Annotated in this window: 22 protein-coding genes and 2 pseudogenes; 6 read left to right on the top strand and 18 right to left on the bottom strand. The window is 61.3% G+C overall.

Annotated elements, in window-relative coordinates; all coding sequences use genetic code 11:
* Positions 1-326 precede the first annotated feature (326 nt).
* The 8 genes and pseudogenes from DK254_RS33620 to DK254_RS33585 all read right to left on the bottom strand — a co-directional run bounded on the left by DK254_RS33620 (position 327) and on the right by DK254_RS33585 (position 10,305).
* Positions 327-806 (bottom strand): hypothetical protein, encoded by a 480-nt coding sequence (locus DK254_RS33620; protein WP_109937287.1) that lies wholly within the window; start codon positions 804-806, stop codon positions 327-329.
* A gap of 131 nt (positions 807-937) precedes the next feature.
* Entirely contained in the window at positions 938-4,309 is a 3,372-nt protein-coding gene (locus DK254_RS33615; RefSeq protein WP_109937286.1) for a hypothetical protein, read from the bottom strand.
* 18 nt (positions 4,310-4,327) lie between these two features.
* Complete coding sequence (locus DK254_RS33610) at positions 4,328-4,669, bottom strand: hypothetical protein (protein WP_109937285.1); 342 nt, start codon at positions 4,667-4,669, stop codon at positions 4,328-4,330.
* 161 nt (positions 4,670-4,830) lie between these two features.
* Positions 4,831-5,197, bottom strand: a pseudogene (locus tag DK254_RS33605) (nuclease); the annotation flags it as partial.
* A gap of 373 nt (positions 5,198-5,570) precedes the next feature.
* The gene (locus DK254_RS33600) at positions 5,571-8,090 is read right to left on the bottom strand and encodes a TonB-dependent siderophore receptor (RefSeq protein WP_109937284.1); all 2,520 of its coding nucleotides are present in this window, start codon (positions 8,088-8,090) and stop codon (positions 5,571-5,573) included.
* A gap of 73 nt (positions 8,091-8,163) precedes the next feature.
* Entirely contained in the window at positions 8,164-9,114 is a 951-nt protein-coding gene (locus tag DK254_RS33595) for a FecR domain-containing protein (protein WP_109937283.1), read from the bottom strand.
* Positions 9,111-9,605: a sigma-70 family RNA polymerase sigma factor gene (locus DK254_RS33590; protein WP_109937282.1), complete on the bottom strand. Its 495-nt coding sequence runs from the start codon at positions 9,603-9,605 to the stop codon at positions 9,111-9,113. The genes DK254_RS33595 and DK254_RS33590 overlap by 4 nt, the downstream gene beginning before the upstream one ends.
* A gap of 160 nt (positions 9,606-9,765) precedes the next feature.
* A complete protein-coding gene (locus tag DK254_RS33585; protein WP_109937281.1) occupies positions 9,766-10,305 on the bottom strand; it encodes a hypothetical protein in 540 nt (179 codons plus the stop codon).
* A gap of 259 nt (positions 10,306-10,564) precedes the next feature.
* Here DK254_RS33585 and DK254_RS33580 point away from each other — a divergent pair, with 259 nt between their 5' ends.
* The 3 genes from DK254_RS33580 to DK254_RS33570 all read left to right on the top strand — a co-directional run bounded on the left by DK254_RS33580 (position 10,565) and on the right by DK254_RS33570 (position 14,614).
* Positions 10,565-11,095 (top strand): sigma-70 family RNA polymerase sigma factor, encoded by a 531-nt coding sequence (locus DK254_RS33580; RefSeq protein ID WP_109937280.1) that lies wholly within the window; start codon positions 10,565-10,567, stop codon positions 11,093-11,095.
* Complete coding sequence (locus tag DK254_RS33575; RefSeq protein WP_158546461.1) at positions 11,092-12,054, top strand: FecR domain-containing protein; 963 nt, start codon at positions 11,092-11,094, stop codon at positions 12,052-12,054. The genes DK254_RS33580 and DK254_RS33575 overlap by 4 nt, the downstream gene beginning before the upstream one ends.
* 97 nt (positions 12,055-12,151) lie before the next feature.
* Positions 12,152-14,614 carry a TonB-dependent receptor gene (locus DK254_RS33570; protein WP_109937389.1) on the top strand — a complete coding sequence of 821 codons (2,463 nt, stop codon included), beginning with the start codon at positions 12,152-12,154 and terminating at the stop codon, positions 14,612-14,614.
* Between the two features lie 634 nt (positions 14,615-15,248).
* On the opposite strand, the pseudogene DK254_RS33565 reads toward DK254_RS33570, so the two are convergent.
* The 7 genes and pseudogenes from DK254_RS33565 to DK254_RS34010 form a co-directional block, all read right to left on the bottom strand.
* A pseudogene (locus DK254_RS33565) lies at positions 15,249-16,406 on the bottom strand (PepSY-associated TM helix domain-containing protein); the annotation flags it as partial.
* Positions 16,407-16,506: 100 nt separating this feature from the next.
* Positions 16,507-18,942, bottom strand: a complete 2,436-nt coding sequence (locus DK254_RS33560) for a TonB-dependent receptor (RefSeq protein ID WP_109937277.1) — start codon at positions 18,940-18,942, stop codon at positions 16,507-16,509.
* A gap of 137 nt (positions 18,943-19,079) precedes the next feature.
* Complete coding sequence (locus DK254_RS33555) at positions 19,080-20,015, bottom strand: DUF4880 domain-containing protein (protein ID WP_158546460.1); 936 nt, start codon at positions 20,013-20,015, stop codon at positions 19,080-19,082.
* Positions 20,012-20,542: a sigma-70 family RNA polymerase sigma factor gene (locus DK254_RS33550; protein WP_109937275.1), complete on the bottom strand. Its 531-nt coding sequence runs from the start codon at positions 20,540-20,542 to the stop codon at positions 20,012-20,014. Before DK254_RS33550 ends, DK254_RS33555 begins: the two co-directional genes overlap by 4 nt.
* Before the next feature lie 249 nt (positions 20,543-20,791).
* Positions 20,792-20,941 carry a type B 50S ribosomal protein L36 gene (ykgO, locus tag DK254_RS33545; protein WP_009619020.1) on the bottom strand — a complete coding sequence of 50 codons (150 nt, stop codon included), beginning with the start codon at positions 20,939-20,941 and terminating at the stop codon, positions 20,792-20,794.
* Entirely contained in the window at positions 20,941-21,204 is a 264-nt protein-coding gene (locus DK254_RS33540) for a type B 50S ribosomal protein L31 (protein WP_109937274.1), read from the bottom strand. Before DK254_RS33540 ends, ykgO begins: the two co-directional genes overlap by 1 nt.
* A gap of 235 nt (positions 21,205-21,439) precedes the next feature.
* On the bottom strand, positions 21,440-21,751 hold the full coding sequence (locus DK254_RS34010; protein WP_146219677.1) for a hypothetical protein: 312 nt from the start codon (positions 21,749-21,751) through the stop codon (positions 21,440-21,442).
* Between DK254_RS34010 and DK254_RS33535 the strand changes: the two genes are divergently transcribed.
* The 3 genes from DK254_RS33535 (at position 21,750) to DK254_RS33525 (ending at position 24,553) form a co-directional block, all read left to right on the top strand.
* A complete protein-coding gene (locus DK254_RS33535; RefSeq protein WP_109937273.1) occupies positions 21,750-23,516 on the top strand; it encodes an FAD-dependent monooxygenase in 1,767 nt (588 codons plus the stop codon). The genes DK254_RS34010 and DK254_RS33535 overlap by 2 nt on opposite strands.
* Before the next feature lie 209 nt (positions 23,517-23,725).
* Positions 23,726-24,232, top strand: coding sequence for a GNAT family N-acetyltransferase (locus tag DK254_RS33530; RefSeq protein ID WP_109937388.1), 507 nt, complete (start codon positions 23,726-23,728; stop codon positions 24,230-24,232).
* 63 nt (positions 24,233-24,295) lie between these two features.
* A complete protein-coding gene (locus tag DK254_RS33525; protein WP_109937272.1) occupies positions 24,296-24,553 on the top strand; it encodes a hypothetical protein in 258 nt (85 codons plus the stop codon).
* A 243-nt stretch (positions 24,554-24,796) separates the two neighbouring features.
* Here the strand turns inward: DK254_RS33525 and DK254_RS34005 are convergent, their stop codons facing one another.
* From DK254_RS34005 to DK254_RS33995, 3 genes are all read right to left on the bottom strand, one after another.
* Positions 24,797-25,078: a hypothetical protein gene (locus DK254_RS34005; protein WP_146219676.1), complete on the bottom strand. Its 282-nt coding sequence runs from the start codon at positions 25,076-25,078 to the stop codon at positions 24,797-24,799.
* A 99-nt stretch (positions 25,079-25,177) separates the two neighbouring features.
* Positions 25,178-25,549 carry a hypothetical protein gene (locus tag DK254_RS34000; protein WP_146219675.1) on the bottom strand — a complete coding sequence of 124 codons (372 nt, stop codon included), beginning with the start codon at positions 25,547-25,549 and terminating at the stop codon, positions 25,178-25,180.
* Positions 25,550-25,993: 444 nt separating this feature from the next.
* Positions 25,994-26,272 carry a helix-hairpin-helix domain-containing protein gene (locus tag DK254_RS33995; protein ID WP_146219674.1) on the bottom strand — a complete coding sequence of 93 codons (279 nt, stop codon included), beginning with the start codon at positions 26,270-26,272 and terminating at the stop codon, positions 25,994-25,996.
* Positions 26,273-26,340: the final 68 nt, after the last annotated feature.

Below are 26,340 nucleotides of genomic sequence, written 5' to 3'. Positions count from 1 at the left end.
AGGGGCGGGCGAGGGAAGGGGGTGAGTTGTTTTTTGGTTGTGGGTGAGAGGGCAAGCTTCACGACCGGTTCGTGCGCCGATCACGCAACCGCTCTTGAAGGTACTGAACGCCTTGAGGCAAATGAGCGATGGCAGTGGCAGGCTACAAGGCTCCCCTTCCGACTCATATCTGATATCGATGCGAGTCGGTACATGGATAGAGTGATTTCCCCAGAGCGACTGTCCACTCTTGCCGGAGCGGTAGCTCTAACCACCGAGAGCGCAGCCAGGCACGTCTCCGCTGCGCTGGTGGGCATGAGCAAGATCGTAGATATGAGGTGCTCTCTTCAGGCGCGAGCGATCTTCTTCTGCAGGATCGCCGACGCTTCGTTATAGGCGCTCAGGAAGGCGCGGCTTTCGACCCAGGCCAGTGCCATGTCTTCGTCTTCATCGTGGAAGATCTCGCGATAGGTGACCAGCAGGCCCATTATGAAATCGGTCGTAGCCTCTTCCGGTTCCTCGGCGACCACCAACTGCAACACCGGGTATTGCAGGAACACCAGGCACATGGCGAGCAGGCTGATGTCCTCTGCGTCTCTCATGGCCTCGAACAGATCGCTGAAATACACCGGGTCGAAGCCGTTCTCCTGGATGTCCTTGAAGTCGAAGGTGCTCAGGTCGAGTTCGAAATCATCGAACGGCTCGTTGATCAGCGGGTGGGCCAGAAGCGGATGGATGACATTGGCTTTCGGCTTGCCCATGCGGTTCTGTTTGGCCTTGGCTTTGGCCCGCTGGGCACGTTTCTTCTGTTTGTCTGAGGAGGCCATGGAGGCGAGTTCCTTGTTCGGGTAGCTATTTCATGATCGGAAAGATCAGGCGCTTATTGTATGCGCAAACGTCCGTTTCTGGCCGGAAGCGGGCATGGCTACAGGTATCTAATGACCAAGAGGCTTCAGACTTATTCCCGGGCACTTGGTCCCACTTTTGGTTTCGATTCCGTCTTATTACTGTCTGGGCTCGGCTCTTGAAGCTGCCTGGCCTCGGCGATTGACAGGTAGTTTTTCCTGATCGCTTCCCAGCTCATGAAATGCCCATGAGCAAAATACACAAACCTGCCTATTAGACTCTTCAGAAACGATTGGTTATCGATGCTCAATTGAGCCATATGGTGCACCGCAGTAGCCAACCGAAACTCAGCACTGCCGGTACCGGACAAGGCGAGATAAAGGCTTAGTCCGTGGTTGAACACATGGGAGGTGTACGTCACCCAAGGGCTGTACCTTGAGTTGACCGCCAGAGCCTCTTTACCAAATAGGCAGTCAAGGTGCAGATAAATCGCGTTTAGCAGCATTTCCGGGCGCCCTTCAGCGGCGAAGATTTCGCGCCCATGAGTCTGAATGATCTTGAAAAGGATAAGTCCAGCCAGCGTGCTCGGGGTATTAGCCAAGCGATAGATATCTTGGAACGTGAGCGGCAGTGGAAGCGCTCCTAAAGCGTAGAGCACTAATGCGTGACGCCTTTGTTCGAAATCAAACGGTGCGCTCACCATTGCCCTAAGCAAAACTGCCTGGACATTCACTAAAGGATGGCCTTTCGCATTGTGAAGGGCACCAAAAGCCCCATCCATACAGAACCATGGAATCTGGTTGGCTATCGAGAGCTGCATCGCGTCATAAACTGTAGCGTCGACGGCGTCTTTGATCGCGAAGGCCTCAAGCTCAGCGTCATGCACAATCGGCCGGACAACGGTAGCGTTGTCCAGGATGAGGCATAAGTTTTCGAGGACGTGGGCATCCCGCTCACGCAAATCCAATGCTGTCGTTCGGAAAAGCCTCCCGCCCTCAGTAACGCCCAAGAGCATAAAGTGCTCGTCAGAGACCTCAGCGAGGAACGCCTTAAGGGTCTCTTTCGTAGCCGCAGGGACGACGAACGAGATACCAGTGTCTAGTAAATATCTAGCAGCATTTGTAACCGCCAGATAGCTGATGCTGTAAGCATCGAGTACGATTGCAGTCGGTTCCGTCTCTCCTGTATCACATAGTGGCGATTTGGGAATTCGTTGGTCAGTCCAGCAGTTCATAGCAGCCTTGAAGGCATCCGATGGGTATAGCGCATGACCGCGCAGGTACAACGGAATGGCCTCCATTGACTGCAGATGCTCACGCCGCTCCGCATCCCGTGTCATCTTTTCCTGGAGAAAAGGAATAAACTCGGCAGGGTCAGCTGGCATGTGCATCATCACGAAGCAATCGCTGCCATCGTTGTGGATGTGACGCAGCTTCAATGCGATTCGTACACATGCCACGTAAGGTAGAAGACGCTCCTCCATCTTGTAGGTAGCCATGTTCAGGTTTTCTCTCTCGCCTGGCGACAGCCTCTGCAAAAGCTGCCCTACCTGGCTAGAAGCCTTCAACGTGCACTCACTACCCTCCAGCTCATCATCGACAATAAGCCGGACGACTGAGTCCCCCTCATAGGTGTACTGAACAGCCGCCAGGCATTGCCGCATCGAGGACGAAACCTCCATGGGCTCACATCGCCGGAAAGCGAGGCCGAAGTGGAAATTGACGAGATCGACTGCATTTCCTCGGGGATCCTCGATCATCCACTCAACCCAGCGGGGTTCTGCTCGCTTGAAGCTTCCAGCGAGTGTCAGGAAAAAGAGGATGCCCTTCACTTCACGTGAAGGCTTTAGCAATACCGAGTCCGGAACGCGCGGATGGAATGCCTGCTGCTCCTCTAGGCTACGATAGTGACCAAGGAGATAGCAGCGCCGGTACCAGGCATAGGGCCATTCGGGCGCAAGCTCGATCATCGACTCGCTAATTTTGATCGCCAAGTCGATGTCACCGCCACGTTCAGCTTGCACCGACTGAAAGCTCAGCAACGCTACGGACTGATCGGCGCCTTTGATCTTGGCGATCACTTCGTCAAAGGTCTTGTTCTGTCTGGCTTCCTGCAAGCAATTCAGGTAAGTCAATACATAGGGCGAAGGCCACAGCTCATGGTTGGGCATGACCGGCGTGATGAGCCTGAGTGCCTTGTGCGGCAAATTGAGGGCGACTAACTTCTCCGCAAGCTCGAAGAGACCGTTTGGCATGATGGTGGGGAGTGCAGCCTCCCACTCGGCGGCGAACTGGTCTACGTGCTCCTCAATCTCATGCCGATGCACTGGGCTATCGCCTTGGCCCGAGCACCGAAAAATATCAGCGACTAGCCTGATATAGGCTTCCTCCATCTCGGAAGCCCCAGTCAGGATTGTCTCGCGGCTCAACCACTCACCAAGCTCGGACGACTTGGCCAGATTGATGAAAGGGCCCACCTCTCCAAGACTGTGAGAACTCGCCTCAAGAAATTGCCGGCACCATGCCTGCCGTTTTTGCGGATCTTCATAGGCTGCCTGCAAATCCTTCTCTGCCTGCGGGAGGTATGTATCGTCCCCTGCCAACGCCTTGCACCTGGCAATCTCCTCGGATCTATTCGGGTCTAAGTGCTCGACGTGTTTTTTCAGCGCTTCGAGCAGCACACCGCACTGATATTGGTATATTTTGAAAATCGAGCAACCAAGGTCATGAACGCGCCCGTCGGTACCCGACTCCTCAAAAAGCCGAATGACCATATCTCTGAGTTCGTCCACCCGCTCCTTCACCTCCGGCCGGTTCAGCCAAAGGTGATGCCCCGCAAGATCCGGATTGAGCGCAAGGCCTGTTGCCATCGCCAAGAGCACTCTGGCGTTGTAGGAGTCATAGAGCGAATTCAGCCGTGTTGCCAGCTCAAGCGCCAGATTTGCTGAGTGCAGCCGAATGGCCCCTTCGACAGCACCGGTTAGTACACCCTCCGGAGGAAAGCATTTCACGGCCGTACGCAGTTGCTCTTCGCCTGCGTAACAACGCAGATAGGCTTCCTGGGCGTACGCACCCGGTGAGGACTCAGCCAAATAAAGGTCTTTCGCCTCTTCCTCACGTGCGGTGCGGTAGGACAGTTGCAGCAGAGCGGCCTGGCAAACGTCCCTGATGATGGGGTTTGTGGTGCGTGAAACGATCCTCGCGACAGTCGTCCAGGCAGCATCGCGGTTTTGAGCGTCCACGAGCCCACCATAGATGGAAATGACCTCTATCAGCGCGGCAGACTCCTCTTCGCGCTGCGCGATCGCCTTGAGCATGCCCATCTGGGCCTTGGCTGTCGCCTTATCCTTTTGCCTAAGGCTTTCAAACACCATTCCTATGGGTGCGATGAGGTCTTTCGGGGCAAGCGACCTGATCTCATTGATGATCTTGTCACCCGCAACGTTGTCCCCATCACCGCTATGGTGTTGCTCAAAATTAGTCACACGCACACTTTCCGTAGCTCAGTTGACGATTTTGTTGCCAGCCACATTGTCGCCGCTGCCGCTATGCGTCTGGTTGACGGTGGTGATAGTGGACGGTGCAACCAGAGCAGCCTCCGCGTTGATGTCGCGGATTAGCGTGGAAATTGCCTGGGATTGATCGAGTTGCTGGGAGATAGCTTTTTCACTCAGCCCATCGTGAAGATCAAGCTTGGAAAGCTCGCCAGCAACGGCTTCGGCGACGACGTCCTCCTTGATCCATTGGCCCAGGCGATCCTTCAGCACGCCAGCACTGAGTTTCAGGCCGTTCTTCAGGAGGTCGTAAACAGCACTTGCGATGACACCGGTGGTAATGAAGTCCATTCCGGACATTCCTTTTATGTGATGGATTGATAATGACCGCTGGGTTAGGGGTGGTAAGCGCTGGAGGAAATTAGACTCTGAGGCACAAGCCGTACCGACAGCCTGACCTCTTGAGAAAGAGTAATTGGGGACAAGTCTCGATTTTCAAGCCCTTCTGCATTTTAAGTACTCTGCATCGTCCGGCACTTGGGGACCCCCGAGCATCCCCAAAACTGCTGTCCTGCTTTCACCCTTGATTTCACGGTGCGAATTAGCAGGGCACCGCCACACTTCAGGCATGGCCGCTCCGCTGTCGGATCACTACGACGTTTAAGGCTGCACATGCTCGCGGTGGGTGGTGAGGTGCGGCGCGCGTCGGCCGGCCTGCAGAGCTTTCAGTGTGGCGTCGACTTCAGCCGCGCTGAATACCGGCTGTTGGAATGACTTGATGTGGTGAATAAAGCCGATACCCTCGGTGACATTATCCGGCACATCGGTTTTGAAGGAGTTGCCGCTAACGAAGGTGATAACCAAGTGCAGATGTGCCGGAGCGCCATCCGGTCTGTCCCCGTATGTAACCCTCGACACGCAGTGAAGGCCGTACGAGAACCGATCTCTCCTGTGGCGAATAGCTCTCTGACCGGCTGCTTCTGGCCCAGGCTGTGTAAAAACGTATTCGAGAGCGGGGATGCTCAAAAAGAGAGCAAATTTCGCGCTTCCTCGCGAGTTCCAGCCGGGTCAGCTTGGAAAGTCTCCGTAGATTTTACGTAGCAACGTGAGCCTCGAATTTGAGCAAACGTTTTTACACAGCCTCGGCCGATAGCAGCCCCTCCTGACACCTACCATCCCCATCCTCTCGACGACAAGAAAACGAATGCCCGCAAATCGCGGGCATCCGGGAGCAGGGTAGGGCCCTACGCCGTCAGAACTTCCCGCGCAAGGTGACCATGAAGTTGCGCGGCGCGCCGTACCAGTTGCCCTGGTCGCTGCTGGCGACGGTCTGGTAGTACTTCTTGTCGAACAGGTTGTTGCCGTTGAGCGCGGTGGTCCAGTGTTCGTCGATGCGGTATTCCACCAGCGCGTTCCACAGCGCGTAGCCGGCCTGGGTGTATTCGAAGCTGTTGGTGCTGGGGCTCAGCGAGCCGTCTTCCAGGCGCCGCTGGACTTCGCCGCTGACGTAGTTGCTGCTCTGGAGGGTGGCGCCGGTGCCGAGCTTCCAGCGGTTCAGCTCGCCGGGCAGCTGGTAGGTGGTGAAGAACTTGAACAGGTGCTTGGGCGTCTGGGTGCTGATCGGCTTGCCGACCGCGGTGTCGTCGCCGGTCTTGCGCTGCTCGTTGATGTTGAAGGTGTAGCCGGCGGTGAGCTGCCAGCCCGGCGCCAGTTCGCCGGAGATTTCCGTGTCGAAGCCCTTGCTGACCATCTTGCCGCCGGCCACGTAGCAGCAGGCGTTGGTCGGCGTGCTCTCGTAGAACAGCTGGATCGCGTTGTTCTCCTGGCGGGTGTAGTAGAGCGCCGAGGAGAGGTTCAGGCGGCCGCCGAACAGCTCGCCCTTCACGCCCATCTCGTAGGTGTCGCCGGTGATGGCCTTGAGCGGCTTGAAGTCGCGGTCGAGGATTTCCGGCTGCGGTTTGTAGATTTCGGCATAGCTGGTGTACACCGACCACTGCGGGGTGAGGGCGTAGACCAGGCCGCCGAAGGGCGTGACGATGCCGCTGTCGTGGCCGCCGTCCTTGCTGTTGGTGCCGAAGGAGGGCACCAGGGCGTGGATGGTATTGGCGTAGTCGGAGTAGCGCGCGCCGACGATCAGCTTGAGCGGGTCGGCCAGCGCCAGGCGCAGGGTGCCGTAGGCGCCGCTCTTGCGGATGTTCCAGTCCGGGTACTCGTAGTAGAGCGCGGGGCTGGCCGGCTTGGGCAGCGAGCCGATGTCGGTGGAGAACACGTCCACCGCTTGCCGCGAGGTCCACTCGCTGTGGTCGGCGTAGCTGCGCTGGATGTCCGAGTAGTCCACGCCCATCAGCACTTCGTGGCGCCGGCCGAAGGCGGCGAAGGCGCCCTGCAGGTTGGCGTCGAACAGGTCCTGGTCGATGCTGTAGTTGCGGACGATGCGCTGGAAGGTGGCGCCTTCGAGGGTGTCGGGGTTGATCGGGCCGCTCACCGCGCCCATGTCCTGTTCGGTGTCGTAGCGGCTGCGGGTGAAGCTGGAGTTGATCTTCCAGTCCTCGTCGAAGCTGTGCTCGACCTTGAGGAAGCCCTCGCTGCGCTTGTAGTTGTTGCTCGACCAGTCGGCGCTCAGCTTGTCGCTGCGCGACAGGCCCAGCGGGTCGCCGGTGGTGTAGCGCGGCAGGCCGCCTTCCCAGTAGCCGTCCATGTCGCGCCACTCGTAGGTGCCGCCGACGCTGACCAGGGTGGCCGGGGTGAGGTCGGCCTCCAGCACGCCGAACAGCACGTGCTTGTCGCTGTCGGCGCCGTCGTAGAAGTAGCGCTTGTTTTCCTGGGACGCGGCGAAGCGCCCGCGCAGCGCGCCGTCGAAGGCCAGCGGGCCGGTCACGTCGACTTCGCTGCGGTAGTTGTCCCAGCTCCCGGCGGACAGGTTGACCTGCGTCTGCGCCTCGGACAGCGCCCGCTTGCGCACCAGGTTGATCACCCCGGAGGGCTCGCCGGTGCCGCCGAACAGGCCGTCGGAGCCGCGCAGTACCTCGATGTGGTCGTAGGCGGTGGTGTCCGCCAGGGTGTCGTAGGTCTGCTCGCGGAAGCCGGGCGTGCCGCCGTCGACCTGGATGTTGGTGAGGGCGAAGCCGCGGGACAGCACCTTGGTGTTGGCGTCGTTGCCGCCGACCAGGGTGATGCCGGTGGTCTGGTCGAGCGCCTCGGCCAGGTTGGTGATGCCCTGGTCCTCCATGCGCTGGCGGGTGATGATCGACACCGACTGGGGGATGTCCTTCAGCGCCTGCGGGCTCTTGCCGCCGATGCTGGCCGCGCCGGTGGTGTAGGAGCCGGTGCCCTCGGTCATGCTGCCCAGGGTCTGGCCGACCACCAGGGTGTCGTCCAGCGCCAGCGCCGCGTCGGGGTTGCGCACCAGGCCGTAGACGCCGTCGCCGCGGAACACCGCCTGCAGGCCGGTGCCGCGGAGCAGGGCGGCCAGGCCTTCCTCGACGCTGTAGTGGCCGCGCAGCCCGTTGGAGTTCAGGCCCTGGGTCAGGTCCGGGGAGAATTGCACGGTGATCTGCGCCTGGGCGGCGAAGCGGGTCAGCGCCTGGCCGAGGCTGCCGGCCTGGATGCTGTAGGCGTGCCCGGCGGCTTCTGGCGCGGCCAGGGCCTGTGGCATCGCCGACTGCAGGGCCATGGCCAGCGCGCTGAGCGCGAGCAGGCGGCGCGGCTGGGCCAGGCGCTGGCCGGGGAAGGAGCGGTGCGCTCCGGAGGCGGAGGTGATGCGGTGCTTCATGAATGGGTTGTCCTTGGTGTGTGGCAGTTCCACATCAAAGGACTGACGGCGTGGAAAAAGGGGCCAACATCCTTCAGCGTTTGCTGACGCTGACCCAGTAGCGCGTGCGGTAGCTGACCTCCACCGGCAGGGTGGCGGGCAGGGCGGCGAGGATGGCGTCGGTGTTGTCCAGCTGGAAGCCGCCGCTGATGCGCAGGCGCGCCGCCTCGCCGTCGCAGCGCAGCCAGCCGCTGCGGTAGCGGCCCAGCTCGCGGAGGAAATCGCCCAGCGGCATGTCGTCGGCCACCAGTTGGCCCTGGGTCCAGAGCAGGCTGTCGGCCTGGGTGGCGCGCGGCTTTTCCACGGCGAGTTCGCTGAAGAGCACCTGGCTGCCCGCCTCGACGACCTGCCCGTCGCCTTGCCGGGGCATGACCAGCACCTTGCCCTGCAGCACCTGCAGTTGCGTCAGGCCGTCGAGCTGGCGGACGCTGAAGCGCGTGCCCAGCGCCTGCAGCAGGCCTTGCCCGGTGGCGACGCGCAGGGGGCGATGCACCGGGCTTGCGCTGTCCGCGCCGCTCTCGACGAGGATTTCCCCGCGCAGCAGGCGGATCAGGCGTTGCCCGGCGCTGAAGTCGAGGTCGACGGCGGTATCGGTGTTCAGGTCCAGCAGGCTGCCGTCGGCCAGGCGCAGGTGCTGGCGCTCGCCCACGGCGGTCTGGTAGTCCGCGGTCCAGCGCGTCCAGGGGGCCTGGCGATAGCCGAGGTAGCCGGCCGGCAGCAGCGCGGCCAGCACCAGCAGCTTCTTCATCGCCTGGCGCCGTTCGCGGTTGAGCGTGCCCATGGCCAGGTCGCGTGGCAGCAGGCCGAGGCGTTCCTGCACCCGCTGCACGCGCTGCCAGGCACGCTCGTGTTCCGGGTCGGCCGCGCGCCAGCGGCTGCAGGCCTGGTACTGGCCGTTGTCCGCCGCGCTGTCGTGCATGCGCATCAGCCAGTGCGCCGCCTGGCGGGCCACTTCGGGGCGGATCGGCGCGCCGTTGTCGCTCATCCGAGGTCGCCTTCGAACAGGATGCAGGCCTCGAAGGCGCTGACCATGTGGCGCTTCACGGTGCGTTCGCTGATGCCGAGCTGGCGGGCGATCTGCAGGTAGGTGAGGCCGTCGAGCTGGGACAGCAGGAAGACGCTGCGCACCACGGGTTTCAGGCGGTCGAGGAGGGCGTCGAGCTGCTGCAGGGTCTCGCGCATCAGCCACAGTTCCTCGGCGGACAGGGCGAAGGCCTCGGGCGTGCGGGCGAGCAGGTCGAGGTAGGCCTGTTCGAGGGAGTGGCGGCGGAAGTGGTCGTACACCAGGCGCCGTCCGACCGTGGCCAGGTAGGCGCGCGGGCGCTGCAGGTCAAGCGCCTCGCCGGTCTTCTGCTGGGCCTGGAGCAGGCGCAGGAAGGTGTCCTGGGCCAGGTCGGCCGCCTGGCTGGTGCAGCCCAGGCGACGGTACAGCCAACCCTTCAGCCAGCTGTTGTGCTCCATGTACAACGACCCCATCTGATCCTTGCTCAAACCGACTCCCCCCACCCAGGAAGCGCGAACGATAATTGATAATTATTCTCACTTCAATGGTTGGCCGTCGGCTCGATGCTGGCGGGGCTAGTCCGGGTTACGAGGGGGAGGAAAGGCACGGCGGCAAGGATTCCCCTCCTGCTTTTCAAGGCCTGGATTTCTGCCCGGCCTCGTAGAGACGAAGCTCTTCCTGCGCCACGCGAAGATCGGTCGAACCCACTTCCGCCCTCAGGCACAGGCGCACGAACCTTCTCTTCTCATGGAATGCGGCGAGCTGCTCGGTGGAGAGCGGAAGGAGCCCGTTGCTACTGTTCCCGATCAGCTCGTCACGGATGTAGTCGCGGAAGCCGAACAGGGCCCGGCGGGCTTTCTGCGACAGGTAGAGCCCGCTCCTGGCGTTGAAGGTGTCTTCCAGCAGGCGGATGAACGCCCGGGCCTCCTCGACCGAAATGGCCTGGCCGCCGCCCCTGGCCTGCAGCATGCGGCCTTCGCCCCCCGAGCGGGAGGCCGCGGCGAAAATGCTCCAGATGGCCTCCAGGGCGTCCAGCTGGCGGCGGATGATCTCGGCCCGGTGCGCCGCCCCCAACTGCATCCGCGCCTGCCTGATCTGCGTGCGCAGGGTGAGGTAGGCAACGCCGAAACCGGTGAGGGCGGCAACCATTGCCGCCAGGACTTCGTTGCTCATTGTGCTTCTCGCTGGTTGTCGCGTACGGGGGAGGGCTTATTGCCGGTGTAGACCGGCGGCGAGGGGGCGGCAAGTGCGGGCGTGGCGGTCCGGTCATGGCCGGTTGCTGCCGTTGAACGGGTGGTCGTGTTCGTCCTCGCAAGCCACTTGAGATTGCTCTTTGGCAACCTTCGGCTTCCCGAGCAGGTTCGGGATTGCCCAGGATCTGGCGTGGTTGATACGATAATTATTCCCATTTGCATATGGATGATTATCGGCAATGACGAGCCAGGGCCCGGTCCGGCGCTTGGAGGTGGGCGACCTCTACAAGGAACAGCACCGCTGGCTGCGCGGCTGGTTGCGTAGCCGGGTGGATTGCAGCCAACTGGCGGCCGACCTGGTGCAGGACGTGTTCGTCCGCCTGCTGGGCAGTACCGACCGGCAGGGCAGCATCGAGGCGGTGCGTGAGCCACGCAGCTTCCTCGCCACCGTCGCGCGCCGGCTGATGATCGACCACTTCCGTCGCCAGCGGCTGGAGCGCGCCTGGTTGCAGGCGCTGGCGGAAACGCCCGAGGCGCTGGACATCTCCGCCGAGGATCGGCTGCTTCTCATGGAAACCCTGGTCCAGCTCGACGCCATGCTTGCCGCGCTGGGCGACAAGTTGCGCCAGGCCTTCCTGCTTTCCCAGCTCGATGGCATGACCTACCGCGACATCGCTCAGACTCTCGGTGTGTCGCTGGTCACGGTGAACCGCTACATCGCCAAGGCTACGCGCCATTGCATGCTCTACAGCCTGGAGCACGGGCTGTGAGCGGCACCGGTATCAGCGCTGCACAACTGGACTCCATCGAACAGGCGGCGGACTGGTTCAGCCTGTTCGCCAGCGGCGAGGCCTGCCCGGGGGACCGCGACGCCTGGCAGCGCTGGCTGGAAGCGTCGCCGCACAACGTTTGGGCCTGGCGGCAGGCTGAGCGTCTGCAGCAGCGTCTGCAGGGCATGCCCGGCGACTTCAGCGGACGCGTCTTCGGGCTGGCCCGCGAGGATCGTCGCCACAGCCGTCGTACGGTGCTCAAGGGATTGTTGCTGGCGCTGGGGACTGGGGCGCTCGGGCTGGGCGGCTACCGCGAGTTCGAACAAGGTGCGCTGTTCGCCGATTACCGCAGCGGCATTGGCGAGCGATTGCCCGTTACCCTCGCCGATGGCAGCCAACTGTTGCTCAATACACAGAGCGCCCTGGATGTCCGTTACGCCGGTGGACAGTGCCGAGTGACGCTGCGCCGCGGTGAAGTGCTGCTGAACGCCACGCCAGGCGCGCGCCTGAGCGTGGCGACGGCGCAGGGCGTGGTGCGTGCCGAGGGTGGGCGCTTCGCGGTGCGCCAGCTCGACGCGGCGACGCAGGTGCAAGTGTTCTCCGGGCAGGTTCAGGTGCAGCCTGAGCATTCACTTGCCGCCACGGCGTTGGAGCAGGGCAGGGCCTGCCTCTTCGATGCGGGCCGGATTCTGTCCACCCGAGTGCTGGACTACGCGGCCGACGCCTGGTCCCGCGGCCTGCTGATCGCCAACGACCAGCGCCTGGCCGACTTTCTTGCCGACCTTGGCCGCTATCGACCCGGCCTGCTGCGTTGCGACCCCCAGGTGGCGGACTTGCGCCTGAGTGGCACCTTCGAGCTGGACGATCCGGAACAGATCTTCCGTGCCCTTGCCAGTGCGTTGCCGGTGCGGGTTGAGCGTCGCACACGCTTCTGGATCACGGTCATGCCGGCCGGATAAAAAATATTTCGTGCCAGGTGATATCAATTCGCATCTTCGTTCGACCCATGAAAAACGGCCGATCCACACGGCCGATGACCATGAGAGAAGGACGATGATGATTTCCTCGCAAAATCCCCCGGTAGATTCCCTGCAGCCCCTGCGCGCCCGCATCCGCCTGGCCATCCTCTGCTCGGCGTTGCTGGCACCGCTGTCGGCGCTGGCCGACGCGCCCGCTACGCAGCGTTACCAGATTGCCGCCGGCGACCTGAGCCAGGTGCTGACTCGCTTTGCTGCGGAATCGGGGATCGTGCTGTCATTCGATGCCCGCCTGACGCGCGGCCAGAACAGTGCCGGCCTGGATGGCAGCTTCCCGGTGGAGGACGGGTTGCGCACGCTGCTCGCTGGCACCGGCATCCGCGCCCTGCGCGAAAGCGACGGGCGTTACACCCTGGTGGCCGCCTCCACGGAGGGAGCGCTGGAGATGGATGCCACCTCGGTGATCGGCCAGGGCCTGGGCGAAACCACGGAGCACACCGGCTCCTACACCACCGGCAGCAATAGCACGGCCACCAAGATGCCGCTATCGCTGCGCGAAACGCCGCAGTCGGTCAGTGTCATCACCCGCCAGCGCATGGATGACGAGAGTCTCATCACCCTGGGCGAGGTCCTCGAACAAACCACTGGGCTGACCGTCACCAAATGGGGCGGCGAGCGCGAGCGCTACAACTCCCGTGGTTTCCAGGTCGAGAACCTGATGGTCGACGGCCTGCCGATCCAGTACGAGGAAGCTGCGCTGTCCACTGGCGCGATGGCCATGTACGACCGCGTGGAGGTGGTGCGCGGCGCCTCCGGCCTGATGGAAGGTACGGGAACCCCAGCCGGCTCGATCAACCTGGTGCGCAAGCGCCCGACCCGCGAATTCCAGGGTTCGATCACCGGTTCCGCCGGTCGCTGGGACGACTACCGCAGCGAGCTGGACCTCTCCGGCGCGCTCAACGAGCAGGGCACATTGCGCGGTCGCACCGTGCTGTCCTACCAGGACAAGAATTCCTATATCGACTACTACGAGAACCAGCGCAGCCTGGCCTATGGCATCCTCGAGGCCGACCTGGACGACGCCACGACCCTCTCCCTCGGAGCTTCCTACAGCAAAGACAATAACCCCGGGGCCGACTGGAATGGCCTGGGCACTTATCCGGACGGCAGCTTCCTGCCGATCTCCCGGTCCACTCGCATGAGCCCGAGCTGGTCCTACTGGGACAAGGAAAGCCGGACCTTCTTCGCCGAGCTGGAGCATCGCTTCGACAACGATTGGAAAGGCAAGCTTTCGGCTACCTGGATCAACAGCGAGATGGACATGCTGGGGACTTTCCTCAACGCGCCGACTCTCGATGCCAACGGCGAGCCGCAGTACGCCATGCGCGGCGGCGCCTACAACTACGACCGCGACCAGAAGAGTTTCGACGGCTACTTCAGCGGCCCCTTCAGCCTGCTGGGCCGCGATCATTCTGCGGTTTTCGGAGCCAGCCGGCGCAGCGCGGACTGGCACGATACCGGCGCCGCCACGACCCTCGATGGCAGCTTCGACATCGCCACCATCAACCCGCTCAACTGGAACCCGAATTCGCTGGCGATTCCGCCGGTGGGCGAGTTCGGCGAATGGAACCGCTACCAGCAAATCGACCAGACCGGCGTCTACGGCACGCTGCGCCTGAGCCTGGCCGATCCGCTGAGCCTGGTGCTGGGCGGACGCGCCGACTGGTACGAGCTGGACGTGGTGCAGTACGACGGCGACTACCCCTACGGGGCGGCGAACTACAAGGTGACGCGCAAGTTCACCCCCTACGCCGGTGTCGTCTACGACCTGAACGATACCTACTCGGTCTACGCGAGCTGGACGCGCATCTTCAATCCGCAGAACTACCAGACCGCCGGCGGCAGCCTGCTGGAACCGCAGGAAGGCACCAACTACGAGGTTGGCTTGAAGGCCGAATACCTGCAGGGCCGCGTCAATGCCAGCCTGGCGCTGTTCCAGATAGACCTGGAGAACCTGCCCGACGCACTGCCCACCAGCACCTGCGCCACTGGGCTGACCAGTTGCTACAGTGCCGCCGGCGAAGTCCGCAGCCGCGGCGTGGAGCTGGAAGTGAATGGAGAAGTGCTGCCCGGCTGGAACCTCACCGCCGGCTACACCTACAACAGCGCCGAACGGGTCAAGGAGTCCGACTATGATCCCATCGGCGTCTTCAGCAAGGGCAAGCGCTACGGTACCAACCTGCCGCAGAACCTGTTCAAGCTGGGCACCAGCTATCGCCTTCCCGGTGAGCTGAATCGTTGGCGCGTGGGCGGCGCCTTGCATACCCAAAGCAAGATCAGCACACCTTATGGCGTCAAGCAGGGTGGCTACACCCTGGTGGACCTGAGTGCAGGCTTTGCCGCCACGCGGAAACTGGACCTGCAGCTGAACATCGACAACCTGTTCGACAAGCGCTACTACAGCAGCATCAGCGATACACAGGGCTCCAACTTCTTCGGCGACCCGCGTTCGTACCGGCTGACGGCGAAGTACAGTTTCTGAGCCTCGCAGGCGACCTGGAGGGAGACGCTGAGACTGTTTCCGACGAGTCTCACGAGTCTCCCCTTGAGTTGCACATCGGCAGCTTCCGACCCAAGGCGGACACTGGGAAAGCTTCAATATCAGGTTGCAGCAGCTGTACTCATAGCTTGCGTCGTTGTTGCTTCAGCCAATTGACGGTGGTGGGAGATGCTGCGCTCAAGGGAAGGGACGCCTGATACCAGGCGCCATTCCATCCCTCCATGGTGATCCACAACTCGGAGTCGGTAGGGCTGTCGGCCGCAATTGAAATCGAAGCGCTCATATCGTAGGGCGATCCGGAGAGGAGGCTGCCCGCCTTCTTGAGGCTCGAAGGCTTGCCTAAATGCAGGTAGACGGCCTTGACCTCTCCAATGCAAGCCTCACATAACGCGGCCTCGAAGCTTTTAAGTGGTTTGGGGGGCTGTACCCGGGATTCGGCCAGATACAGCTTCCAGGGCCCGACCACGACGACGCCTGCCTCGCGCTCGCCCAGCCCTCGCTCTCCCTTGAATAGAGCCTGATCGGCGAAATAACGTGGCAAGAAAAACACTGGTACTGCAACCAGCAGGATACTGAGATGGAAACGCCACGCCGGCCACAGGGAACGCCAGGCTGACGCCGGTTCGATAGTCTCATTCTTCCGTGCGGCGCGTTTGAGCGCCGATGCGGTAGCCACAGCGGTTCGCTTGCTCCATATCAGTAGCCCGCTGAGGATCAATACGCTTAGCACCAAGCCAAAGAGGAACCATATCCCCTTCAGCCACAAACCACCGAAGTCACCGGTGTGCAGAGGCCTCATGGATTCAGTGACAAGTTCGAACGCTGATCGATGGGCGAGGGTCCGTGCCGATTGAACAGTGCCGCTATACGGACTGGTACTGACAGTGTCGTAAACCAGTGGATAGCTGCTCCGGCCTCGGAAGCTGACGGTGTCGAAGGCGTTGCCAGGCATCCTGACGAAAGACGCCTGAAACGCGGGAATCTGCGCCATTACGTTACTGAGGGCATGCTCCAGGCTGACGATCCCCGGCCGTCCCGAGTGGCTTGTCGGAACCTTCTCGTAGGCAAGGCTGGTCGCGACCTTGTTACGCGACATGGTGATGTGGTTGTCGGCCAGAAAAGCCTGGATCAGGAACCAGCTGCCGGTGATCGAGATGAGCAAGATGAACCAGATGGACCAGATGCCGCCCAGGCGGTGGCAGTCGCCCCAAAAGACCCGCGCGCCATGGTTGAAACGCAGGGTAGGCTTGAGAAAACCCTTCCAGAACCGCTTGTATACGACCAGCCCTGTTACCAGTGAAGCAAGCATCGGCAACGCGAGGGCCGAAACCAGGTACCAGCCCCATGGATAGCCCCGGGTGACAGGAACCAACCACCACCCATGCAATGCGCGAAGGAAGCCTCGGAAATCGAACGACTGAGCGCCCTGAATCTTCCCCGTATAGGGGTTCACGTAGAGGTTTCGGGTACTGTGGTCGGGTCTGCTGACCTGGACCTGCAAGGCGAGGTACGCCTCGTCCGGACGCAGGATGTAACGGATATCCAGCTCCGGTTGGGCTTCGTGAATGGTCTTGATGATCTCGTCGAAGTTGAGTGGCCGGGCATCGTCCGAAGGCTTTGGTGCTCGTACTTCGGGATTGGCCAGCCAAACCAGTTCCTGGCTGATAACAGCGACTGTGCCGGTGACGCAAACGGCCAGAACGAAGAACCAGATCGGCAGGGCCAACCAGCTATGCGCTAGGAACCATAGCCGTGAGCGCGATTTCTTGGTCATGGAATTTACAGCGTTGGAGGTTGAGAAAGATCGTCGGATGGGACGCGGCTGCAAGCCTTCAAGAGGCTTGCGGCCATCCTCTGTTGGATCTGTACGTGCTTTAGAACTGCGGCGTGTACTTCACGGTGAGCATGAAGTTGCGTGGGTCGCCATAGTAGTTGTTTGCATTCAACTGGCTGTAGGCGGGCAGGTAGTAGACCTTGTCGAACAGATTGTTGAAGTTGACTGCCAGGGTGATCTCGTCGTTGACCTGGTAGCCCAGCCGCGCATTCCATACCGAGAAGCCAGGTTGCTCGTACTGGCGGTCGCTACTGATGGTGCCGCTCTGCGAGTTCACACCGGCACCCACGCTGAACTGTCTGTATTCGCCCGGCAAGGTGTAGTCGGCCCACAGCCGCACCATGTGTTTGGGCGTCCAAGTGGTAAACACCTTGCCCTGGTAGGTAGCGTCCTTGAGGAATTTGGTGGTGTTGTAGGTGTAGCTCGCGGAAGCCTGCAGGCCGGGAAGCACTTCACCCCCGATCTCGGCGTCCAGCCCCTGACTGCGGACCTTGCCCGATGCCTCCGAGCAGCTCCCGCCATTGCATTGGCCGACGGTGTTGGGGATGGTGACGGCGCGGTTCTCGTTGTCATAGCGGAACAAGGCGATGGAGGTATTGATCCGGCCATCCGCCAGCTCGCCTTTCAGGCCCGTTTCATAATTGCTGCCGGTGATGGGTTCGAGTGTCGAGCCGCCGACTCCGATCGCGCTCTGGGGAATGAAGACATCGGCATAACTGGCGTAGGCCGACCATTCAGGGGTCAGGGAGTAGATCAGCCCGGCGTAGGGTGTCACTACGCCGTTGTTGGCCTTGGTGCTGTTGGTGTCATAGCTGAAGACGTTGCGGTTGTAGACCGTGGCGTCGTAGTCATAGGAATACCAGCTGGTACGTCCGCCCAGCACCAGGGTCAGCGGGTCGGTTAGCTTGACGCGCCAGGTCCCGTAGATGCCTTTCTGGACGATCTTGTAGTTGCTGTCGGTTCGAGTACCGGCAGCAGCCAGGCTGTCGTAGTCCTGCCAGGGGAGATGATTGTCCAGGTCGAATATATTCGCGCCAGCGACAATCACCCTCGCCAATGTGTCATTGCTGGTTAGGCGGGAGTAGTTGGCCCCCAGTACCACCTCCTGATCGAATCCAAAGCCGTTGTAGTCACCGTCGACGAAGACATCCAAGCCGCGATTGCGTGACTCGAGATCGGTCCCGTACTGCCAATTGCTCAGCGCGCTGCCATCATCCAGAACACCGCCCATGCCATCCTGAAATGCGACGACGTAGGCGTAGGTCATTTTGTTGTGTTCGTTGATCGCGGCGAGTGCGGCTTTGAGTTTCCAGTGTTCGTTGAAACGGTGTTCGAGGTCGGCGTAGAGACCGGTTTGTTCGATCAGCCCTCGGTTCCAGTCGGAGCCGGTGTACGTGGAGCGCGCCAGGTCGATATCGCCGCCGTTCCGATAGCGCGGAAGGCCTGCGACCATAGGGCGGAAATGCGCTTTGCGATTGCTCACGCCGAAGCCGAACGTGGTGTTGTCGGACAAATCGAAGTCCAAGGCGCCGTAGAGCTTTTGATCCCATCCGTTTACATAATCGATGAAGGAGTGGCTGGTGTCGTAGTCGACCACGGTCCTGCCGCGAATGGTGCCTTCATCATTCAAGGGACCGCCGGCATCCAACTGGCTTGCGTAGTGGTTCCAGGAGCCAGCTTGGCCGGTAACGGTTACGGTCGGAGCGGCCTGTCCGCGTTTGCGTACAAAGTTGACCGCGCCCCCGGGACTGTTTGCACCTTGCAGCAGGGCGGCACCGCCACGAAGTATCTCCACGCGATCGTAGAACGCGGTGGACTCGGTGAGATAGCTGCCAAGGGCATAAATTCCGCGTGTCAGCGGCACGCCGTCGTACTGCATTGATTCGATTTCGAAGCCACGGGAGGAAATGAACCCACCGGTCCCTGGGCTTTTTGAGAACACCATGCCAGGAGCATTGGCAAATAGCTCCGGCAAGTTGGTGATGTTCTGATCGTCCATGCGCTGTCGAGTGATAACGCTGATGGTTTGCGGGATGTCCTTGAGCTTCTGCTCGCTCTTGCCAATGCTGACTTCGCCGGTAGTGTAAGACCCGGTACCCTCGGTGGTGAGCCCCAGGCTGCGGCCGACGACAGTCGACTCCCCCAACTCCAGTGCCGCGGAATCATTGGAGGGCTCGACGCTCAGCGCACCGCTGGGAGTTATCCGGACAGTCAGGCCGGTTTCCTTCAAAGCCTGGCTGACTGCCTGCTCGGCGGTCAGGTCGCCTCGTACTGCAACGGCCCGACGGCCTGCCACCAAGCCTTCCTGGAACAGCACCTGCCTGCCACTCAACTGGCCGATACGCATCAGTGTATTGGCCAGCGGGGCGGCCGGCAGATCCATACTGACGCTGGCTTCTGCGGCGACCAGTGACGTAGAAAGAACAACGGCAGCCACTCCAGCCGCCAAGGAGGAAATAACAATACGATGACCCATGGGACCACTCCAGATTCGATATGAATAGGCCCTCTGCAAAGGGGCCTTGCTGGTTCTGTGCGACGAACCGGGAGTTTTTTCAGGGGGAGGGAGAAAAATTTTTCAAGGAGGGGCCAAAGGCATCGGCGACCCGCGATTCAGGCGGGGACGATTCTTGTCCACCAGCCCAGGTAGCGCTCGATGCGAATCGGCAGAACATCGCTCAATGCCGCCAGGGCCTGGTCGCTATCATCCAAATAGAACAAACCGGAAATTCGCAGTTCCGCCACCTCCGGCGCCAAGCGTATCGAGCCATGGTGGTACGGTCGCAGCGCATCGATCACGCTGGCCAGTGACTGGTGATGTACTTCCAGCAGACCTCGAGTCCATGCCTGTGGGTCGCCGGCAAGCTCGCTCGGCAAAATGCCCTGGTCGGTAAGGCGGATACTCTGGCCTGCGTCCAACGCCATGCGTTCGCCGGATCTGCCGAGCACTGTCGCGTGGCCGGCCAGCAAAAAGAGCTGTGCTTCCGTCTTCTGCAGCATCAGCATGCAACGCCCACTGACCAGTTGAGCAGAGCCGTAGCGGCAACCCAGTTCCAATGGCGTCTGCGCACGAACTACATCGACAAGCAAGCCACCGTCGATGAGCCTCACCCGGCGCTGCCCATTGGAAAAGTCCAGATCCACAGCACTCTGCGCATTGAGTAGCAGGCTGGAGCCATCGGGCAGAATAAACGTACTGCGTTGCGCAGTCCCGGTACTCAGATCCGAGCGCAGGCCGGCCAGTGGGAAACCAGGCTCACTGAGCAGGCGTCCACCCAACGCGAGCCCTCCCAGGCATAGTGCGCCACGTAACAGGGATCGTCGTTGCTGACTGGACACCTGCAGAGCTCCTCGAGCCGGCGTTCCTGCCAGCGGTGCCAGGGTCTGAGCCAGGCGCTGTTCGAGTTGCCCCCAGGCGGCCTTGTGCTGCGGCGACTCCGCGAGCCAGCGCAGAAAGTGCTGGTGCTCTTCGATACTGAAGGTCCCGGAAGCCTGGCGGGCATACCAGTCGATTGCCTCGAGCAATGCAGAGCTGCCAGATGCGCTCACACTGTCACCTGGCAGCAAGCCCTGAGTCCTTGCACCACGTACTGATGCACTCGGGTCACCGACACGCCGATCTCATGTGCAATCTGACGGTAGGGCAAGCCATCCAGCTGACTATAAAGAAAGGCCGAGCGTGCTTTAGGGGAGAGGCCGTCGAGGAGGCGGTCCACCTCCAGCAACGCCTCCATTACCAGGTAGTGATCCTCGGCCGAAGGTGCCCAGGACTCCGGCTCGTTCGCCAGCGCCTGCATATAGGCCCGCTCCAGATCGCGCCGACGCCAACTGGCGAAGATCAGCCGCTTCGCGATGGTGGTAAGCAGTGCCCTCGGCTCGCGGATGTCCTGCGGGGTTGGCAGCGCTACTACCTGGGCGAAGGTTTCCGCCGCCATGTCCGCCGCATCGAAACGGCAGTTAAGGCGCAGGCGAAGACGCTCCAGTAGCCACCCGTGGTGCTCACCGAACAGACGGTGCAGCACCTTGGCTCTGGAAGGCTCGAAAGGAAGGCTGGAGGAGAGCGGTTCGCTCGGCATCGACGGAGTGCTGCTAAATGCGAATGATTTCTAATCGTCGCATGCGGCAAGTCGATCTGACAATTGTCTGAGCCGTTCAATCAAGCCGGGTATCGTTCTTTCCGTCCGATGAGGCGGCGGTTTCGCACGGACAGTGTCCGCTTTTTGGCCGGCAGCGGTCGAACCTTGTATCGCCTGTTGCTCCCGCGCTCGATTCCTCGCCATGAACGGCCAGCCCCACCATTGCAGCGGGCGCTGGCCGGAAGGGGCTCAACGCCGGACCTTCGGCTTGGGCCGGCCCTGCACGCACTTGAAGCGCGGGTTGGATTTGCAGATCACGTACAGCCGGCCGCGCCGCTTCACCACCTGGCAATCGCGGTGGCGCAGCTTGGCTTTCTTCAGGGAGGCGAGGACCTTCATCACGCCCCCTTGTTGCCGACGAAGCCGGCGAAACGCTTGTTGAAGCCCGCCACGCGGCCCTCGGACTTGGCCTTGCGCTGCTCGCCGGTATAGACCGGGTGCGAGGCGCTGGACACGTCCAGGGTCATGTAGGGGTAGGTGTTGCCGTCGGTGTGGGTGTAGGTCTTGTCCGTCTGCACGGTGGAGCGGATCAGGTAGAACACGTCGGCGGAGGTGTCGTGGAACAGCACGGGACGGTAGTCGGGGTGGATGCCTGGTTTCATGGGGTATCTCCTATATGTAATGTAATAATATTACATTTAATCGAGAAGAGTTCGCAATGCCACACGTCCGGTAGCTCAAGGCCGGGCCTCCCAGGGAGGCTGCCGCGGGCATGTCGGTCCGTCGATCGGCCCGATCTCCGGCCGTTGCCCACCCGCGGGGCGCGGCTCCAGCGACCAGTGCGCGGGCGCATGTGAAGGGGCTCGTTCCCGCCATCGGCAGGGCGGTGTCCAGCGTTCAGAAAATGGAACGCTGAGAGCCATTCAGCCGGACTACCGGCAGTATCGTTGCGGAATTACCGTGCTTCTCGTCGGCGACGTCGAGCGCGCTGGAGGGCCCGCCCCAGGCCGCTTCAGCTTCGACGCCGGGACCGCTGGCCGATCGGCGCACCGCCGTTCCCGGCAGCCATTTCCTTTCGTATTTGCCGGCAGCCATGGCAGGCGGCACGGGTTCGGCTTGCCCGCGATCCGTGAGCAGGGGCTGGGCCAGCGCGCCCGCCCTGGTGGGCACCTTTCCGATTTCAAGAACAAGAGTACGGAGTACGATCATGAACCCGCACAACACCTCCCACGTCATCGAAGTCCCCGTCCTGATCGTCGGGGGCGGCCCGTCCGGCCTCACGGCTTCGCTGCTGCTGTCGCGCTATGGCATCCGCAACCTGCTGGTCAACAAGTACCGCTGGACCGCCAACAGCCCGCGGGCGCACATCACCAACCAGCGCACCATGGAGGTCTTCCGCGACGCGGGCGTCGAGGCGCAGGTGGTGGCCGCCGCCAGCCCCCACGAGCTGATGGCCAACAACGTCTGGGCCACCAGCTTCAGCGGCCAGGAACTGGGCCGCCTGCTCACCTGGGGCAATGCCATCGAGCGCAAGTCCGACTACGAGCTGGCCAGCCCCTCGGCCATGTGCAACATCCCCCAGCACCTGATGGAACCGATCCTCGCCAACGAGGCCCTGCGCGCGGGCAGCGAGATGCGCTTCAACCACGAACTGCTGGACTTCACCCAGGACGGGGAGGGCGTCACCGCGCGCATCCTCGACCGCGGCACCGGGCGCGAATTCACCGTGCGCGCCCAGTACATGATCGGCGCCGACGGCGCCCGCAGCCGGGTGATGGAACTGCTCGGCATCCCGCTGGAAGGCGAGATGGGCCTGGGCTGCGCGGTGAACGTCTGGCTGCGCGCCGACCTGCGCCGCTACTGCGAGAGCCGCCCGGGCGTGCTCTACTGGATGGTCCAGCCGGGCAACGACTACTGGGTGGGCAGCGGCACCTTCATCTGCGTCCGCCCGTGGAACGAATGGGTGATGCTGTTCATGTACGACCCCGCCCAGGGCGAGCCGGACCTCGGCGAGGCAGCGGTGATCGAGCGGGCGCGGCGGGTGATCGGCGATGCCGACATCCCGGTGGAGATCCTCGCCACCAGCAAGTGGCAGATCAACCACGTGGTCGCCCAGCGCTACTCCGAGGGCCGGGTGTTCTGCTGCGGCGACGCCGTGCACCGCCACCCGCCGGCCAACGGCCTGGGCACCAACACCTCGGTGCAGGACGCCTACAACCTGGCCTGGAAGCTGGCCCTGGTGCTCAAGGGCCAGGCCGGCTCCGGGTTGCTGGACAGCTACTCCGCCGAGCGCCAGCCCGTCGGCCGCCAGGTGGTGGACCGGGCCATGGAAAGCGTGCGCAACATGCTGCCGATCTCCAACGCCCTGGGCTTCAAGCCGGGCCAGAGCGAGGCCGAGGGCTGGAACAGCCTGCACGAACTGAGCGCCGACAGCCCGCTGGGCCGCGAACGCCGCGCCGCCCTGGAACAGGCCATCCAGCTGCAGCACTACCAGTTCAGCTGCCACGGCGTGGAACTGGGGCAACGCTACCGCAGCGGCGCGGTGCTCGCCGACGGCAGCGAAGAGCCGGCCTACACCCGCGACCGCGAACTCTACTACCACCCCACCACCTGGCCCGGCGCCCACCTGCCGCACGCCTGGCTGCACGACACCGCCGGGCGCAAGCTGTCCACCCTCGACCTCTGCGGCCAGGGCCGCCTGACCCTGCTCACTGGCCACGGCGGCGAAGCCTGGCGCCAGGCCGCCGAGACGCTGGCCCGTGAACTGGGCATCGACCTGGTGGTGCGCCGCATCGGCCTGGGCCTCGACTACGAAGACAGCTACGGCGACTGGGCGCGCCTGCGCGAGATAGACGAGGACGGTTGCCTGTTGGTGCGGCCGGACCTGCATGTGGCCTGGCGTTCGCAAGGGGCGCCGGCGGATGCCGAGGCGCTGTTGCTGGGGGCGGTCAAGACGGTGCTGGCGCGGGGCTGAGGACTTTCCACGTTCCGCGGAGTAGCGGCCCAGGGAGGGGCCGCAGCGGTAATATGCGAGTTTCGTCGCCAGCGGATCCCAGTGATGCGGCCACCTCTCAGGCTGCAGTGTTCCTGGCGTGCCTTGGCCATCGCACGGCAGTCGTGATCGGCAGGGAACACCCGGGAGCCATCCGCCTCATCGACCAGGACACTGAAGGGAAAATTGCCATGCGCCTGACCATCCGCAACGAACAGCCCGAAGACATCGACGCCATCACGCGCCTGACCACAGCGGCATTCGAAAACGAAGAACACTCAAGCCATACCGAGCAATTCATCGTCAAAGCCCTGCGCCGCTGCGGGCAACTCACCGTCTCCCTGGTGGCGGTAGAAGAGGGCAAGGTCATTGGCCATGTCGCCATCTCGCCGGTCCGAATCTCGTCGGGAGCAAGTGGCTGGTACGGACTCGGGCCGATCTCCGTATGGCCGGATCGCCAGGGCCAGGGCATTGGATCAGCCTTGATGAAAGCGGCGCTGGCGGAGCTGCAACGCGTCGGCGGCATCGGCTGCGTAGTGCTGGGCGACCCTGGCTACTATGGCCGCTTCGGCTTCAAGGCCCACCCGGATTTGGAACTGCCTGGAGTGCCCCAGGAATACTTCCAGGCGCAGGCATTTGCCGGCGGGTTGCCAGCGGGGACTGTGCAGTACCATGAGGCGTTTGAGGCTGTCGAGTAACAGTGCGGCCTCTATTTTCCTACCCTGTACTAGCCAACCGGATGAGCCAAGCAGGGGCATGCAATGAAACTTGTCGAGCGAGCTGCATTGCGTGCGCGAAGAGACGGGGAGCGCTCATATGCCTACGTCAAGGCTGCGGAGGGTAACGCCAGGCAGTTCCAGCTTCATCTTTGTGCTGCCGCAACGGCTTGGTTCCTGCTGAACTCGCCATCGCTGATCGCCTTCATCCTTTCGCTGGCCGCGATTCAGGCTGGGATGTGGGCTTTCAATCGGGCGGTTGCCGAGAAGCTTGCGCAGTTGAGTGGCGCTGCCGAAGATTAAAGGCGGAAGGGCTGGGTTGCGGGAAAGGAGTTTGTCTTCCTATAGACTGTTTGTGAGCGATGGCTGCTTTTTGCGAGGGCTGCGTTCAACTCATAGCTGCCCTTCGTGAAGGGCTGCATACGGCCAGAAGCTGCCACTAACGATTAAACTAACGGACAGTCAAAAGCGTAGCTTTTGACTGTCCAGATAACGGAATGAGCGACAGTTGAGCGCATTGTTAGAATGCCAATACTCGGTTGTTTTCTAGGTTGCGCAACGCCGCGATGCCGTTACTGATATTTCATTGTTTTCGCTAACTTTGGCTTGAGTGTTGAGCTGTACAGCGCTTTTTTCTTTGGTGTCGTAACCGGTGTGGGTGATAATAACAGAATAGCCGTCTCGGTGGTACGGAATGACGCAGCCACTTTCATAGTGCCACTCATACTTAGACTCGAGTGGTTCATTTTCTTTGACATGCTTCATTATTGCAGTTGTAGCTTCCGGCCACTCACACCAAATATCGTCTAGAGATTCGTACTTTTGCATCATGCTTTCTTTGGCCTTCTAACGATTAAGCTAACGGGCGGCCAAAAGCGTAGCTTTTGGACGTCCAGCGAACGAAGTGAGCGGCAGTTGCGCGCATTTTTAGGCTGTACGCCCGTCGGTCTTGGCTGTGTAGCCATAACCATATAACGACACAAGAGAACCAATCACGAGGCACGCAGCAGCAATAGCGGAAGCTGAGTAAATGGAGAGTGTCAGGGCGCCGAATAAAGTTGATAGTCCTACCCAAAATGACCAGGTGCTCAGTGGTGAGTTTCGAGGATTGTCTTCCACAGTCATGTTGAGTTGAGTTAGTGAAAAGGTCAGATTGGCAGGTAGGGAAAGTGAGAAAAGTGCGAGTGCGGCCAGTTGGATTTGATTTGGCTCGTTTATTACGATTAAGACAAATATGGCGGCGACAGAGGTGGCTGCTGATGCTGCGCCAATCGCGGATCTTTGTTCGTGGGTGTTCATGTTTTTCTCGTGCGGCCTAACGTCTGAATTAAGCCGCGCCGCGAAGCGGCGTCGGCTTGAATGAATTAGCAAAGAAAGGGGGATTTATTTTTGCCACTCTAATTCTGTCCGGTTGGGTAGGTTTAGAGCAGTAGAAATAAATCTGTCCCCTTTTCTAGTCCCGGTAAGAGCTTTTACTTAATAGTGCGCACCAATAATCGTAATGATTGTTACAGAAGAGCCGCGCTTCGGCTTTTTCTTTGTAGTTGAATTGTAATAGCCAACAGCCTGGACCAATTCTGGGCGTGTCAGCGCTCGGTAAGCCATTACATGATAAGTAATATCTTTGGCCGAATCTTTAATCGAGTTGCGTACAGAAGGTGCTTCCATTGCTACCTCTAACGATTAAGCTAAGGGGCCGGCTTTGCCGGTCCCGGCGAACGAAGTTGCGCTTTGAGCGCATTGTTAGGAAATGCCCAGCTCGGAAAGTAGTTTCTTGGGGGTAATTTTAGAGCCTAGTTTGTTAATTGCGTCAGCTGCTGTGTTGTAGGCTCTGATTTTCATTGCGTCGGTGTTACCTTTTGCGTCGATGTCATAGCCAAGCTCTTTTAGTACTCTGACTTTAAAGCCAAAACCATCCCACCCTGGGCCACCTAGCGAAGAGAGCGCTCCTTCAATTTTTAGATGATTTGGTAGCGGGCCTTCGACCCTGTACAGATCTTCAATATTTACGTGCTCGAGCATAAATTTTCCTAGGCGGCTCCTAAGGTTTGGTTAAGGGGCGGGCTTTAGCCCGTCCTAGTGAGCGAAGC

It is taken from the genome of Pseudomonas sp. RW407 (genome assembly GCF_003176655.1).
Classification (GTDB): Bacteria; Pseudomonadota; Gammaproteobacteria; order Pseudomonadales; family Pseudomonadaceae; genus Pseudomonas; species Pseudomonas delhiensis.
This window is presented reverse-complemented; position numbering and strand designations above follow the sequence as displayed.